The sequence below is a fragment of the Pseudomonas sp. GW821-FHT09E04 genome, from assembly GCF_059416185.1.
The window spans coordinates 610,587-625,491 of sequence record NZ_JBWKOR010000004.1 but is presented as its reverse complement, the minus strand read 5'-3'; the positions used below and the strand labels follow the sequence as shown (position 1 = coordinate 625,491).

The window sequence follows — 14,905 nt, the reverse complement described above, 5'->3', positions numbered from 1 at the left end:
AGTGGATCTTTAATATTGTTATACTATAACATAAATTCAATCGGGCTTTCCGTGGCTCCTGTTTTCAAGCGTCTGCTTCTCTGACGGTCTCGTCGAAGCCCAAGAACGCCTGCCGCCGAGAGCGTTTCCTGCGTTTAGCTACCGTTTGATGAGGTTTACCCCATGTCTTCCCCGCTTCCCGTGACCGTTTTATCTGGCTTTCTCGGCGCCGGAAAAAGTACACTTTTGAATTACGTACTACGTAACAGAGACGATCTTCGTGTGGCGGTGATCGTCAATGATATGAGCGAAATCAACATTGATGGCAGCGAAGTTCAGCGTGATGTCGACCTGAACCGCGCAGAAGAAAAACTCGTGGAAATGAGCAACGGCTGTATCTGCTGTACGTTACGCGAAGACCTTCTGGAGGAGGTCGCCAAACTGGCCCGGGAAGGTCGATTCGATTATCTGCTGATCGAATCCACCGGCATTTCCGAGCCACTGCCGATTGCCGAGACCTTCACCTTCCGCGACGAGCAGGGCCAAAGCCTCGCGGACATCGCTCGCCTCGACACCATGGTCACTGTAGTCGACGGCCTGAATTTCCTGCCTGATTTCCAGGCCGCCGAAAGCCTGGCCTCCCGTGGCGAAATTCTTGGAGAAGAAGATGAGCGTTCGATCACCGATCTGTTGATCGAACAGATCGAGTTCGCCGACGTTCTGTTGATCAGCAAGATCGATCTGATCAGCAGCAGCGAACGGGAAGAGCTGATGGCGATCCTCAAGCGGCTCAACGCTAACGCCGAAATCATCCCGATGGTGATGGGCGAAGTGCCGCTTGAGAAGATCCTCAACACCCACCGCTTCGACTTCGACAGGGCCGCAACCGCCCCGGGCTGGCTACAGGAATTGCGTGGCGAACATGTGCCGGAAACCGAGGAGTACGGCATCGCGTCCACGGCTTACCGCGCGCGTCGACCCTTTCATCCTCAGCGTTTTTTCGACTTCATCGATCGGCCTTGGCTGAACGGCAAGCTGCTGCGCTCCAAAGGTTTCTTCTGGCTCGCGAGCAAACCCACGGATGCCGGCAGCTGGTCCCAGGCGGGCGGTTTGATGCGCCACGGTTTCGCCGGGCGCTGGTGGCGTTTCGTGCCGAAGAATCAGTGGCCACAGGATCAGGAAAGCACCGCTGCGATCATGGAGAACTGGACCGCCAGCGTAGGAGACTGTCGTCAGGAGCTGGTGTTTATCGGCCAGAACATCGATTTCGCACAACTCAAGTCAGCCCTGGATGACTGCCTGCTCACCGATGCCGAGATGGCGCTTGGTGTTGAAGGATGGCGATTACTGGCCGATCCGTTCGGCCCCTGGCATGACGAGGCCGCGTGATGCTTGCCCTCAAACCGTTGCAAAACAGAACGCGTCAGCAAGTCCTCGGCCCGACCCCACAAGCGCTGGCGAGCATCCTGGAAGATGAAATCAACCTTGCCGTCTGGCAGCGGCAGCTTCCGCTGCATGTCGCCGATTTCGCGAGATTGTTGCTTTCATTGGATGAGCCCTACGCCGAAGCGCTGAGCCTCGAATTACACGACGAAGACACCGAACCGGACCTGACGGGACTGGCCAGTGGATTCCGTGATCTGGAAGGCTACGAAGGTTTTATCGCCGACCTGAAATGGCTGGTCGGCGCCTTCGCCTGCCTGCTCGGGGCACGGCGGATCGGCCTGCGCTTGCGTGTGCTGGACAAGGCGATGTGCCCGCGTTTTCACGTTGATCATGTGCCTGTCCGGCTGATTACCACCTACGCCGGTATTGGCAGCGAGTGGCTGAAGGAAGGGGAAATGGATCGCCGGCAACTGGGAAAACCACTCGCCGAACCGCAGGAAAAATCGCGGATTCAGCAACTGGTCAGCGGCGAAGTGGCGCTGCTCAAAGGAGAAAAGTGGCACGGCAACGAAGGTTTCGGCCTGATCCATCGTTCTCCGCAACCGGCTTCGGGTGAACGGCGTCTGATGCTGACCCTCGACTGGCTGGGCTGATGCCTCAAGGCTTGAGCCAGTTGCCCTGGCTCTGGCTTTCGCAGTACGGCTTCAAATAGGCCGCATCGGTGGGCACGCCGTAATAGTGGATATCCTGGCGATAAGGCATATTGGCGACTTGCGCGTTGCTGCACACGCCAAAAGCCCCGGTTGGGCACTGATCGACGTACTGCACGTCGACTGTCTGCCCCGCCAGAGTGGGTTTGCAGAAGCCGTCATTGAACAGTTTCTCCGGGATGTTGCGGTTCTGCTGGCAGACCTTCACGTCGAGGCGTTCCGCCTGGCTGTGCACCACACAGGCTTGGGCCAGCGCTTCGCCCGACACCAACGCCAACAGCAACGACCATCCCATCCACCGCATTCCCGACCTCCAGAAAACCTTGATCATGTTGCAGAACATTCCCACCCACGTCATCGCAGGCCCCTTGGGCGCCGGCAAGACCAGCCTGATCCGCCAGCTCATGGCGCAGCGACCGGCCGGTGAGCGCTGGGCGGTACTGATCAACGAGTTCGGCCAGATCGGCCTCGACGCTGCGCTGTTGACCCGGGACGCCGATGGTATCGCACTGGGCGAAGTGGCCGGGGGCTGTTTGTGTTGCGTGAACGGTGCGCCGTTTCAGATCGGGCTGGGCCGTTTATTGCGCAAGTCTCAGCCGGATCGCCTGTTCATCGAGCCCTCCGGTCTGGGGCATCCGGCGCAGTTGCTGCAACAACTGAGTGAGACGCCATGGCAAGGCGTTCTCGCCGTTCAGCCCTGCGTTCTGGTGCTGGACGCCCAGGCACTGGCGGCGGGCAAGACACTGCCGCCGGCTCAACAGGAGGCGATCCCGAATGCCGGCCTGCTGGTGTTGAACAAGGCAGAAAACCTCGATGAATCCGAGCGTGAGCTGATCGCCCGCCAGTTGCCGTCCGTCAGGCTGATCTGGACGCAGCAGGCGACGTTACCCCTGAGCGAATTGCCAGGAGTGGCGGCTCAAGCGCAAGCCGGTGTGGATAAGTTGATCGTGCCCAAGGGGCTGGGGCAGATGCCGGCCGTCTGGAGCGATCCGGTTTTGCCGATTTGCCTGAGTCAGGCGCAGGAGGGCGGTTGGAGCATCGGCTGGCGCTGGCACCCAAGCCAGACGTTTGACGTGATTCGCATCACTCAGTGGCTGGAATCCCTGCACTGGCGCCGGGCGAAGCTGGTTATCCACAGCCAGGACGGCTGGCGGTCAGCCAATGCGCTGGATAACACCCAACTGGACTGGCAGCCCAGCGAGTGGCGCAAGGATTCACGGATCGAGCTGATTTTCGACCAGCCGCAGGCGATCGACGAGTTGCAGGCAGGATTGGCCGGCTGTCGGATTCAAGCGGCCTGACTCAAGGCTTCCACTTGGTGTGTTCCTGGCGCCACTGGCTCAGCTCGATCACTTGCGCGGTCGGCTTGGCCACTTCCACCACCGGTGGGGTGTCGTCGAACGGTGCCGGGTAGGGCGCCAGTTCGATCTGAGCGCTGTGGGGGCCGAACTGGGTGATGGTGCCGTTGTGACGGGTTTCGCCGGTTACGGTGAATTCGAAGTTGTAGACCCGGGCCAGACGTCGACGGCCACTGGCATCCTTGATGAAACCGATCTTCTTCAGCGCCACGTTGCCGTCGAGCAGTTCGACGCCGACATTCACGCAATGCTGCTTGACCCGTTCCAGCGCCCGCTCACGCAGGCCGTGGTTGTGCCACAGCCACGCGCCGGCAACGGCGAACAGCATCAGCACGAAAATGTTTTCCAGGGTCAGCATCAACAAGAAACTCCAAAAGTTGGCATCAGCTTAACTGCGTCGCCGGTCTGTCGTACAGGCTGCGTTTCGTCGCATACTGCGCGGCTTGAATTTCAATCGTTTTACGGAAAAACCCGAATGAAACGTACACCTCATCTGCTCGCCATCCAGTCCCATGTGGTGTTCGGCCACGCCGGCAACAGCGCTGCGGTTTTTCCGATGCAGCGGGTCGGGGTCAATGTCTGGCTGCTCAACACCGTGCAGTTTTCCAACCACACCCAATACGGCCAGTGGGCCGGGGAAGTGCTGGCACCGCAGCGGATCCCGGAACTGGTTGAAGGTATCGCCGCCATCGGTGAATTGGGCAATTGCGACGCGGTGCTGTCCGGTTATCTCGGCAGTGCGGCGCAGGGCCGGGCGATTCTCAGTGGCATCGAGCGGATCAAAGCGGTCAATCCGAAAGCCCTGTACCTGTGCGACCCGGTGATGGGTCATCCGGAGAAAGGTTGCAGCGTACCGGCCGAAGTCAGCGACTTCCTGCTCGACGAAGCCGCAGCGGTGGCTGACTTCATGTGCCCGAACCAGCTGGAGCTGGATAGCTTCTCCGGGCGCAAGCCGCAGTCGCTGTTCGATTGCCTGGCGATGGCGCGCGCGCTGCTGGCGCGCGGGCCGAAAGCGGTGCTGGTCAAGCATCTGGATTACCCGGGGAAACCGGCGGATGGCTTCGAGATGCTGCTGGTGACGGCCGAGGGCAGTTGGCACCTGCGTCGTCCGCTTCTGGCGTTCCCACGTCAGCCGGTCGGTGTGGGCGATCTGACGTCCGGCCTGTTCCTGGCGCGGGTGCTGCTCGGCGACAGTCTGGTGGCGGCGTTTGAATTCACCGCAGCGGCGGTGCATGAAGTGCTGCTGGAAACCCAGGCCTGCGCCAGCTATGAACTGCAACTGGTGCGGGCGCAGGACCGGATCGCTCATCCGCGGGTGAAGTTCGAGGCGACAGCGATCAGCCTCTGATCATTGCAGCGCTCGCAGGCATGGCCCGCGAGCGCTCTGTCACTCAGGCGTCGCCCTTGATTTCCTGATAGCGCTTTTCCAGCTCCTGGCGAATCTGCCGGCGCTGCTGGGCTTGCATGTAGCGACGTTTGTCTTCGCTGTTCTGCGGTTGCAGCGGCGGTACGGCGGCCGGTTTGCGCTGATCGTCCACCGCAACCATGGTGAAGAAGCAGCTGTTGGTGTGGCGCACCGAGCGCTCGCGAATGTTCTCGGTCACCACTTTGATGCCGACTTCCATCGAGGTGTTGCCGGTGTAGTTGACCGACGCCAGGAAGGTCACCAGTTCGCCGACATGGATCGGCTCGCGGAAAATCACCTGATCCACCGACAGGGTCACCACGTAGCGGCCGGCGTAGCGGCTCGCGCAGGCGTAGGCCACTTCGTCGAGGTATTTGAGCAGGGTGCCGCCGTGGACATTGCCAGAGAAGTTGGCCATGTCGGGGGTCATCAGTACCGTCATCGACAGCTGGGCGTTTCCGGGTTCCATAACGTTCTCACGGGTCAAGGCAGGGTTGCTGGAAGAAGCACCTCTGCGGGTGCCTGGTCGCTTTTCAAAACCACCGTTATCGGGACGCCGGGCAACTGGCCGCCGTCACGCCCGGATCGATCTGTTTCCATATATTGCACCGCCTTTCAGCCGGAAGTCGCGGTGTTACCCTGCAAAAGCCCACCCCAAGGGCGATTCCTACACCTAAAGCGGATTTTTACTCAGCTCGCCCAGACGTTTTCAGACGCCTGCCGCGAGCATCGTCATTCAAGGAGCCCACGCCATGCATGCCATCAGCTTTATTCAGGATCTGGCAGTGATCATGCTGGTCGCAGGCGTGGTGACCGTGCTGTTCCACCGTTTCAAACAGCCGGTAGTGCTCGGCTACATCGTCGCCGGCTTCATCATCGGCCCGCACACGCCGCCGTTCGGCCTGATCCACGACGAAGAAACCATCAAGACCCTCGCCGAGCTGGGAGTGATTTTCCTGATGTTCTGCCTTGGCCTCGAGTTCAGCCTGCGCAAGCTGTTCAAGGTCGGCGCCACGGCGTTTATCGCGGCGTTCCTGGAAATCATCCTGATGATCTGGATCGGCTACGAAATCGGCCGCTGGTTCGACTGGAACACCATGGATTCGCTGTTCCTCGGCGCGATCCTGGCGATTTCCTCGACCACCATCATCGTCAAGGCGCTCAACGACCTGAAGATGAAGAACGAGCGCTTCGCCCAGTTGATCTTCGGTGTGCTGATCGTCGAGGACATTCTCGGCATCGGCATCATTGCGCTGCTTTCAAGCATCGCGGTCAGCGGCACGGTCAGCTCCGGTGAAGTGTTTTCCACGGTCGGCAAACTCTCGCTGTTCATGATCGTCGCGCTGGTCATCGGTATTCTGCTGGTCCCGCGATTGCTGGCCTATGTGGCGAAGTTCGAAAGCAACGAGATGCTTCTGATCACTGTGCTCGGCCTGTGCTTCGGCTTCTGCCTGCTGGTGGTCAAGCTTGAATACAGCATGGTGCTCGGCGCATTCCTGATCGGCGCGATCATGGCCGAGTCGCGGCAATTGCTGAAGATCGAGCGCCTGATCGAACCGGTTCGCGACCTGTTCAGCGCGATCTTCTTTGTCGCCATCGGCCTGATGCTCGACCCGATGATCCTTCTGCAATACGCGTGGCCGATTGCGGTGATCACCGTCGCCGTAGTGCTGGGCAAGATGTTGTCCTGCGGCCTCGGTGCGTTTATCGCCGGCAATGACGGACGCACCTCACTGCGGGTCGGGATGGGCCTTTCGCAGATTGGCGAATTCTCCTTCATCATCGCCGCGCTGGGCATGACGCTGCAGGTGACCAGCAACTTTCTTTATCCGGTCGCCGTGGCGGTCTCGGTCATCACTACGTTGCTGACGCCGTACCTGATCCGCGCGGCCGATCCGCTGTCGATCAAGCTGTCTGCTGCCATGCCGCAGCGTCTCGGGCGGGTGTTCGGGATGTATGGCGAATGGCTGCGCAGCATTCAGCCGCAGGGCGAGGGCGCGATGCTGGCGTCGATGATCCGGCGGATTCTGTTGCAGGTCGGGGTCAATCTGGCGCTGGTGATTGCGATCTTCTTTGCCGGCGCGTTCTTTGCCGGGCGCCTCTCGACGTGGCTGCAGGACTGGATCAGCGATCCGAGCTGGCAGAAGGCGTTGATCTGGGGCGGGGCGTTGCTGCTGTCGCTGCCGTTCCTGATCGCGGCCTATCGCAAGCTCAAGGCGCTGTCGATGCTGCTGGCCGAGATGGGCGTGAAGCCGGAGATGGCGGGGCGTCACACACAGCGAGTGCGCCGGGTGATCGCCGAAGTGATCCCGATCCTCTCGCTGCTGGTGATTTTCCTGCTGCTGGCAGCCTTGTCGGCCAGTATCTTGCCGACCAACAAGCTGCTGGTGCTGGTCGCCGTGGTTGCGGCCGCCGTGGCGGCGCTACTCTGGCGCTGGTTCATCCGGGTGCACACGCGGATGCAGGTGGCCTTGCTGGAAACCCTCGACAACCACAAGGAATCGTCGGGGCATTGATCCGGCGGGGCGGCTGGGGGGATCAGCTTTCCAGCCAGACGTCCCGTGCCCAGTGCCAGACCGATTCCCAGGACTCTTCGGTGATCAGCTCTTCTTCGCCGGACCACAACACCACGGTGCCGTCTTCTTCGACGCAGTAGTAGTTGTCGCCGTCCTGGCAGATCGGGATCAGGTCGCGCGGCACACCGGCGTCCCAGGCGTTGGCCGCCACATCCGGCAGGTAGGTGTGGGACTGCGGGTCGGTGACGGTCACAGGTTCCAGGCTGCCGTAAACCACATCGCTGACGGTCAGCAGAAACTCTTTGAAGACAAACGGAATGTTGATGAAGAGTTCTTCTTCGACTTCCACCAGTTGGTCTTCGTCAGGCAACTCCAGGGGAACCGGTACGGGTTCGTTGGCTTCGCGCAGTTGTTCGATGATTTCTTCCACGTCCGGGATCCTCTTGCTTGAATGGCGCGGTTTATATGGGCCGGTTTATACAGTAGCTCGCTATAGATGCAACCGCGAAATAGAAAACCCCGGCCAAGGCCGGGGTTTTTATTGCTGCGGGTAAAACGTCGGAGGTGATCAGCCGTTCTGGCGGATACCGGCGACCAGCCAAGGCTGGTTGTCGCCCTGCGGACGTTCCATGTTCCAGCTTTCGCTGAACACTTCGCCCTGGTCGAAACGCGAGGTTTTCGACACACCGGTGAAGGTCAGGGTCGCGATGGTCTTGTCCGCACGATCATCCACGCCATCCAGTTGAACCTGAAGGTTGTCGATGTAGGTGGACTGGAAGCCATCACCCAGATCCGCACGCTCACGCTTGAGGAAGTCGAGCATTTGCGGGGTCACGAACTCGGCGATCTTGTCCATTTCGTTGGCGTCCCAGTGCTGCTGCAACGCCTGGAAGTGGCTGCGGGCGGCTTCGAGGAAGCGCTGCTCGTTGAACCAGGCCGGTGCGTTGATCACCGGACGGGCGGCAGCCGGAGCGGCCGAACCACCGAAGATCGAACCCATGGCAGCCGGCTTCTGCTCGAACACTTCACGCTGCATCGGCGCGCCGGCCGGAGCGAACTGCTCCTGCTGCTTGCGGCGACGAGCGGCGATGAAGCGGAAGATCACGAACGCGATCACGGCCATGATCAGGATGTCGAAGATCTGCATGCCCTGGAAGCCGCCGCCCATGAACATGGAAGCGAGCAGGCCACCGGCGGCGATGCCGGCCAGAGGGCCGAGCCATTTGGAAGCGCCACCGGCCTTGGCGGCGGCGCCAGCGGCACCGGCAGCGCCCGCGGTCGCTGCCGCGCCGCCGACGCTTGGAGAAGAAGGAGCCATCTGGCTGGTCTGGTGCGTCGGCGCAGCGCCGGCGCTTTTGCCACCACCAAAGCGCTTGGCGTTGGCGTCGAGGCTCATCGTCAGGCCGATGCACAACGCCATGGCGATGCTAAGAAAACGTTTCATAAAGGGAATTCCCGTTTGTGGAGACACGCGCGCCATGTTGCACAGCTGAAATGTCACTGGCTAGCGAGAGAGTGTTTCGGGCTTTTGCCTGACAGGTTACGTTCAGCTCGGTCGAGGCAATAAGGCCATGTACTTTTGTCTGTAGGAAAAGTAGGTATGTTCAGTGGGAAATTGATCAGCGTCGAAACGCCAACATCACCACGCCAGCCGTGATCAGGCCGATGCCGCCCCATTGGCGCAGGTCGAGTTTCTCGCCCAGCAGGATCACACCGAGCACCGCCACGAGCACCACGCTGAGCTTGTCCACCGGGGCGACCAGCGAGGCCGGTCCGACTTTCAATGCCCGGAAGTAGCACAGCCACGAAGCCCCGGTACCCAGGCCCGACAGCAGCAGGAACAGATAGCTCTTGGCAGAGATCGATCCCAAGGACTGATATTGGCCCGTGGCGTACAAAATCAAGGCCAGACTGACGAGTACCACGATGGTGCGCAGGAGGGTGGCGAAGTCGGAGTTGACGTTTTCGATGCCGACCTTGGCGAAGATCGCCGTCAGTGCGGCGAAGGTGGCCGAGAGCAGGGCCCAGAATGTCCAGGAGGAAAAGAAGCCAGAGCCCATGTTTCGTACCTTTCAGGATTGAACCGTTGCCGTGTGATCGTTCCCACGCAGACGCCTCGACGTGGGAACGATGAGCAACTTTAGATCGCTTCCAGCTTCGCGTAACCCAGCATCAGCCACTTGCTGCCTTCGCTGAAGTTCACCTGAACCCGCGCCTGGGCGCCGGCGCCTTCGAAGTTGAGGATCACGCCGTCGCCAAAGATCGAGTGCCGTACGGCCTGGCCGAGGCTGAGACCGGTTTCCGGGATCTCGGCGCCGCTGAACAAGTTGCTGCCGCTCATCGACTGGTTGCCGCCGAACGGTCGGCTGACGCTGTTCGACAAGCGCACTTCCTGAATCAGGCCTTTCGGTACTTCCCGTACGAATCGCGACACCTTGTTGTAGGTTTCGCTGCCGTACAGGCGTCGGGTTTCAGCGTAGGTCATCACCAGGTTCTGCATCGCCCGGGTGATGCCGACGTAGGCCAGGCGCCGTTCTTCTTCAAGACGTCCCGGTTCTTCCAGGCTCATCTTGTGCGGGAACAGACCTTCTTCCATGCCCACCAGGAACACATAAGGGAATTCCAGGCCCTTGGCGCTGTGCAGGGTCATCAACTGAATGCTGTCTTCGTGCTCGTCGGCCTGGGTGTCGCCGGCCTCCAGCGAAGCGTGGCCGAGGAACGCCGCCAATGGCGTCAGGTCTTCGTCTTCTTCGGTGTTCTCGAAGTTGCGCGCGGCGCTGACCAGTTCCTCAAGGTTTTCCACCCGGGCCTGGCCTTTCTCGCCTTTTTCCGCTTCGTGGTAAGCGATCAGGCCGGATTGCTCGATGACAGTCTGAGTCATCAGGTGCAACGGCATCTCGGCGCATTTGGCGGCGAGGTTCTCGATCAGCTCGATAAACGCGCCGAGGGCGCCGGCGGCACGACCGGTCAGGCCTTTATTGGCCACCAGTTGGCGCATGGCTTCCCACATCGACACATCGCTGTGGCGGGCATGGTCGCGAATCGCTTCGACGGTTTTTTCGCCGATGCCGCGGGCCGGGACGTTGATGACCCGTTCCAGCGCCGCATCGTTGCCGCGACCTTCCAGCAAACGCAGGTAGGCCATGGCGTTCTTGATTTCCGCCCGCTCGAAGAAGCGCTGGCCGCCATAGATGCGGTACGGGATGCGTTCGCGCAGCAAGGCTTCTTCCAGAACGCGGGATTGGGCGTTGGAGCGGTAGAGAATCGCGATATCGCTGCGGGCCAGGCCGGTTTTCAGCGCGCTTTCGATGGTTTCGACAACGTAGCGTGCTTCATCGTGTTCGTTGAACGCGGCGTACAGGTTGATCGCTTCGCCGTCGCCGCCGTCGGTCCACAGCTCTTTGCCCAGGCGCCCGGTGTTGTTGGCGATCAAGGCGTTGGCGGCTTTCAGGATGCCGGCGGTGGAGCGGTAGTTCTGCTCCAGACGGATGGTCACCGAGTCCGGGAAGTCGGAGGAATACTGGTGAATGTTCTCGATTTTCGCGCCGCGCCAGCCGTAGATCGACTGGTCGTCGTCGCCAACCACCATCAGGCTGTCGCCGCCCTTGCCGAGCAGACGCAACCAGGCGTACTGCACGGCGTTGGTATCCTGGAACTCGTCCACCAGAATGTGCCGGAAACGCTTCTGGTAATGCGCCAGCAGGCCCGGATGGTCGCGCCACAGGTCGAGGGCGCGCAGCAGTAGTTCGGAGAAATCGATGACGCCGGCGCGCAGGCAGGCAGCCTCGTAGGCTTCATAGATGCCGCGCATGGTGGCCAGGTACAGATCGCCGCTGGCCTGAATGTGTTGCGGACGCAGACCTTCGTCTTTCTGCCCGTTGATGAACCACTGGGCCTGACGGGCCGGCCAGCGCTGTTCGTCCAGCCCCAGCTCACGGATCACCCGTTTGACCAGTCGTTGCTGGTCATCGCTGTCGAGGATCTGGAAGGTCTGGCTCAGCCCGGCTTCCTGCCAGTGCGCCCGCAGCAGGCGGTGCGCCAGGCCGTGGAAGGTACCGACCCACATGCCGGCCGGGTTGATTCCCAGCAATTGCTCGATGCGGTGACGCATCTCGGCAGCGGCCTTGTTGGTGAAGGTCACCGACAGGATCGAGTGGGGCGAGGCGTTTTCGACCTGGATCAACCAGGCGATACGGTGCACCAGCACTCGGGTTTTGCCGGAGCCGGCACCGGCCAGGACCAATTGACGACCAACGGGAGCCGCTACGGCCTGGCGTTGGGCATCGTTGAGGGAGTTCAGCAGAAGGGAGAGATCATCGCGCATCGGGGCATTCTAGGGTGCGCCGCAGGCCCGGGCAAACCGAGCTTTGCATTAGCCGATGAAAGTGCTGCCAATGACGACTGGTCGGTCACCGGCTACAGGCGTTGGCCCGCCTCGCTTCGGGGCTTTCGCGGGTGTCGGGAGGCCGAAAAGTTTCGGCGAAATTATGATCTGGAGCAGTTTGGCAAGTGGTTGGGCTTGTGTATGCTCCGTCCACGTTTCCGGGCGCATGCTCACACTTATAAGAACAAGAACGTTGCCTATGACCCTCAGCTTCGACCTGTCGGGCCCCTCTGTGGAACCCCGGGTGATCCGCAAGCATTACGCCACCCAGATGGCGGTCGAGCGCACGCGCCTTCTTTATCAGGGTTCGCTGTTGCCCACCCTGTTCATGTTGATCAATGGTCTGGTCTGCGCCGGTCTGCTCTGGAGCCCGCAGCGTTACTTTGTGGTCAGCGTCTGGATGGTGTGGCTGCTGTCGCTGGTGGCACTGCGGGTGATTCAGGTCGCGGCCTTCGATTCGGCGATTCCCGATCGCCAGGCCCAGCCGATCTGGGGGCGGATGTTCCTGCTCGGTTCGACCATGACCGGCCTGACCCTGGCCGGCGCCGGCATCGCCCTGGTCCCGGCCGACAACTTCATGCAGCAAGCCTGGGTGTTCGGCCTGATCGGCGCCGCGACCTTGTCGGCCAGCGTGGCCTACGCCGTGAGCATCCCGGCCTTTCTTTCCTTTACCTTGCCGTGCCTGCTGCCGGCCATCGGCTATCTGTTCTGGGGCGGTGACGAACAGGCGCGTGGCTGGGGCTGGCTCGGGCTGATTTTGCTCGGCTCCCTGAGCGTGGTGGCGTGGCAGGTCAATCGGCTGATCGACCGTGGCTTGCTGCGTCGCTTCCAGAATCAGCACCTGATCGAGCATCTGCAACAGGCGCAATCGCGCAGTGAACAGCTCAATCAGGAGTTGGCGAAAGAAATCGAACACCGCCGCTGCGCCGAGGGCAAATTGCGCGAAGCCCAGGTCGAACTGGAAGATCGTGTGGCCCAACGCAGCCGTGAGCTGGACGCCGCCAATCAGGCCCTGAGCAAAAGCGAAGCACGCCTGGCGCTGGCGTTGAAGGCCAGTGAGTTGGGGCTGTGGGACTGGAATCTGCAGACCGACGAAGTTCACCACACGCAGATTCAGGAGCTGTTCGGCATTGACCCGGAATACGTCACCGGGCTGCTGAGGCATCTGCGGCCACGCTTGCACCCGGAAGATGTGCCGGCCCTCAAGCGAGCGCTGATTGAGCATTTGAAGGGGCGCACCGAGGATTATCAGATCGAGTACCGCGTGCGCCATGGCGACGGCCACTGGGTCTGGATCGAAGACCGGGGGCGTGCGGTGGAGCGCGACGACAGCGGACGGGTGATCCGCATGGTCGGCACCCGACGCGACATCAGTGTCAGCAAAAGCCTGGAAGCCCAACAGCAATTGGCGGCCACGGTATTCGAGGCCGCCAGCGAAGGCATTGTGATCCTCGACCCGAATTATTCGCTGATCGCCATCAATCAGGCCTTCAGCCGGGTCACCGGTTACGACATCGACGACATGCTCGGGCGCAACGTCGTTGAACTGCCATGCAGTCGTGATGCCCGCCGACACTATGTCGCCATCCGTCATGCGCTGGAGCAGCACGGCAGCTGGCAGGGCGAACTGGTGGAGACCCGCAAGAACGGCGAGTTGTACCCGCAGTGGCTGCAACTGAATGCGGTGCGCGATAGTCGGGGAAATGTGAGTCATATCGTTGGCTTCTTCGCCGATCTGTCGGCGCGCCGCGAATCCGAAGAGCGCATGCGCTACCTGACCCACTACGACGAACTCACCGGCCTGGCCAACCGCTCGCTGTTCCGCGAACGCCTGCACGAAGCCCATCAGCGCGTGCGGCAGGGCGGGCGGCGGAGTCTGGCGCTGCTGCACATTAATCTGGATCGATTCAAGCTGCTCAACGACAGCCTTGGCCACGAGATTGCCGACCAGTTGCTGCAAAGGATGTCGCGGCGTCTGGTCAGTGCCTTGCCGGAAGCCGACACGATTGCCCGGTTGTCCGGCGACGAGTTCGCGGTGCTGTTCGATGCCTATGGCAACCTGTCGAGCCTGGCGCGGGTCGCCACGCGGCTGTCGGCCAAACTGCGCCTGCCACTGACGGTAGAGGGGCATGAACTGGTGATCAGCGCCTCGATGGGCATCAGTATGTTGCCGGACAACGCCCGGGAGATTTCCGCGCTGGTCAGCCAGTCGAATATGGCCATGCAACATGCCAAGCATCTGGGCGGCAACAACTTCCAGTTCTACACCGACAGCCTGCAAGCCAGCACGCTGGAGCGTTTGCAGCTGGAAAACCAGCTGCGCAAAGCCATCGAAGACCAGCAACTGAACGTGTTCTACCAGCCGAAACTGTGTCTGGCGACTGGCCGTCTCAATGCGGCCGAAGCGCTGGTGCGCTGGGATCACCCGACCATGGGCCGGGTGCCGCCGGGGGACTTTATCGGTCTGGCTGAAGAGACTGGGTTGATTGGTCCGATTGGCGAGTTCGTACTGCGCCAGGCCTGTTGGCAGGCTTGCGAATGGCAGCGTCAGGGGCTGGCACCGATCCGGGTTTCAGTGAACCTGTCGGTGCATCAGCTGCGTCAGGGGAAACTGGTCAGCCTGGTGCGACAAGTGCTGGAGGAAACCGGCCTGGCGCCGCACTACCTCGAACTGGAACTGACCGAAAGCCAGTTGCTCGACAGCGTCGAACACATCATCGCCACGTTCCAGCAGCTGCGGGATCTGGGCGTGAAGCTGGCGATCGACGATTTCGGCACCGGCTATTCATCGCTGAGCTATCTGAAGCGGATTCCGGTGGATTACGTGAAGATCGATCAGGCCTTTATCCGTGGGTTGGGCGAGGGCAGCGAGGACGCGGCGATCACCCGCGCGATTATCGCCATGGCCCATGGTTTGTCTTTGAAAGTGGTGGCCGAAGGCGTCGAGCGGCCGGAGCAGCTTGAGTTCTTGAAGGCCGAAGGCTGCGACGAGGTGCAGGGGTATCTGATCAGCCGTCCGGTGGAGGCTGCCGGTCTGGCCGGGTTGTTGCGCCAGCAGGAAAATCCCCGGTAAAGGGCTACATGCAGCGCATGTCGCCTGATCCGGGGCGATCCAGTTACGCATTGAGCAGGCAAAATGCGGATTCATGTAGTATAACTACAAGCTT

At 61.1% G+C, this 14,905-nt stretch carries 13 protein-coding genes; 6 read left to right on the top strand and 7 right to left on the bottom strand.

What is annotated here, in order from left to right; genetic code table 11:
- Positions 1-162 precede the first annotated feature (162 nt).
- Both zigA and AC07N4_RS17930 read left to right on the top strand, forming a co-directional pair.
- The gene (gene zigA, locus AC07N4_RS17935) at positions 163-1,368 is read left to right on the top strand and encodes a zinc metallochaperone GTPase ZigA (protein WP_096817098.1); all 1,206 of its coding nucleotides are present in this window, start codon (positions 163-165) and stop codon (positions 1,366-1,368) included.
- Positions 1,368-2,018 carry a DUF1826 domain-containing protein gene (locus AC07N4_RS17930; protein WP_273541204.1) on the top strand — a complete coding sequence of 217 codons (651 nt, stop codon included), beginning with the start codon at positions 1,368-1,370 and terminating at the stop codon, positions 2,016-2,018. The genes zigA and AC07N4_RS17930 overlap by 1 nt, the downstream gene beginning before the upstream one ends.
- 4 nt (positions 2,019-2,022) lie before the next feature.
- Here AC07N4_RS17930 and AC07N4_RS17925 read toward each other — a convergent pair whose 3' ends face one another.
- On the bottom strand, positions 2,023-2,379 hold the full coding sequence (locus tag AC07N4_RS17925; protein WP_102620641.1) for an NADH:ubiquinone oxidoreductase: 357 nt from the start codon (positions 2,377-2,379) through the stop codon (positions 2,023-2,025).
- Positions 2,380-2,404: 25 nt separating this feature from the next.
- On the opposite strand from AC07N4_RS17925, the gene AC07N4_RS17920 reads away from it, so the two are divergent.
- Positions 2,405-3,376: a CobW family GTP-binding protein gene (locus tag AC07N4_RS17920; protein ID WP_493065586.1), complete on the top strand. Its 972-nt coding sequence runs from the start codon at positions 2,405-2,407 to the stop codon at positions 3,374-3,376.
- A gap of 1 nt (position 3,377) precedes the next feature.
- Here AC07N4_RS17920 and AC07N4_RS17915 read toward each other — a convergent pair whose 3' ends face one another.
- Complete coding sequence (locus tag AC07N4_RS17915; RefSeq protein ID WP_096817106.1) at positions 3,378-3,791, bottom strand: DUF3301 domain-containing protein; 414 nt, start codon at positions 3,789-3,791, stop codon at positions 3,378-3,380.
- Between the two features lie 117 nt (positions 3,792-3,908).
- Between AC07N4_RS17915 and pdxY the strand changes: the two genes are divergently transcribed.
- The gene (gene pdxY, locus AC07N4_RS17910; RefSeq protein ID WP_493065587.1) at positions 3,909-4,781 is read left to right on the top strand and encodes a pyridoxal kinase PdxY; all 873 of its coding nucleotides are present in this window, start codon (positions 3,909-3,911) and stop codon (positions 4,779-4,781) included.
- 43 nt (positions 4,782-4,824) lie between these two features.
- Here pdxY and AC07N4_RS17905 read toward each other — a convergent pair whose 3' ends face one another.
- A complete protein-coding gene (locus tag AC07N4_RS17905; RefSeq protein ID WP_003229693.1) occupies positions 4,825-5,307 on the bottom strand; it encodes an acyl-CoA thioesterase in 483 nt (160 codons plus the stop codon).
- Positions 5,308-5,590: 283 nt separating this feature from the next.
- Between AC07N4_RS17905 and AC07N4_RS17900 the strand changes: the two genes are divergently transcribed.
- Positions 5,591-7,354, top strand: a complete 1,764-nt coding sequence (locus tag AC07N4_RS17900) for a cation:proton antiporter (protein WP_085708788.1) — start codon at positions 5,591-5,593, stop codon at positions 7,352-7,354.
- Between the two features lie 22 nt (positions 7,355-7,376).
- Here the strand turns inward: AC07N4_RS17900 and AC07N4_RS17895 are convergent, their stop codons facing one another.
- The 4 genes from AC07N4_RS17895 to uvrD all read right to left on the bottom strand — a co-directional run bounded on the left by AC07N4_RS17895 (position 7,377) and on the right by uvrD (position 11,678).
- The gene (locus AC07N4_RS17895) at positions 7,377-7,784 is read right to left on the bottom strand and encodes an SMI1/KNR4 family protein (protein ID WP_007995855.1); all 408 of its coding nucleotides are present in this window, start codon (positions 7,782-7,784) and stop codon (positions 7,377-7,379) included.
- Positions 7,785-7,922: 138 nt separating this feature from the next.
- Positions 7,923-8,798: a Tim44 domain-containing protein gene (locus AC07N4_RS17890; RefSeq protein ID WP_102620644.1), complete on the bottom strand. Its 876-nt coding sequence runs from the start codon at positions 8,796-8,798 to the stop codon at positions 7,923-7,925.
- A gap of 175 nt (positions 8,799-8,973) precedes the next feature.
- The gene (locus AC07N4_RS17885; protein WP_016984014.1) at positions 8,974-9,414 is read right to left on the bottom strand and encodes an EamA family transporter; all 441 of its coding nucleotides are present in this window, start codon (positions 9,412-9,414) and stop codon (positions 8,974-8,976) included.
- Positions 9,415-9,494: 80 nt separating this feature from the next.
- On the bottom strand, positions 9,495-11,678 hold the full coding sequence (gene uvrD / locus AC07N4_RS17880) for a DNA helicase II (protein ID WP_102620645.1): 2,184 nt from the start codon (positions 11,676-11,678) through the stop codon (positions 9,495-9,497).
- A 259-nt stretch (positions 11,679-11,937) separates the two neighbouring features.
- Between uvrD and AC07N4_RS17875 the strand changes: the two genes are divergently transcribed.
- Positions 11,938-14,811: a putative bifunctional diguanylate cyclase/phosphodiesterase gene (locus AC07N4_RS17875; RefSeq protein ID WP_493065588.1), complete on the top strand. Its 2,874-nt coding sequence runs from the start codon at positions 11,938-11,940 to the stop codon at positions 14,809-14,811.
- Positions 14,812-14,905: the final 94 nt, after the last annotated feature.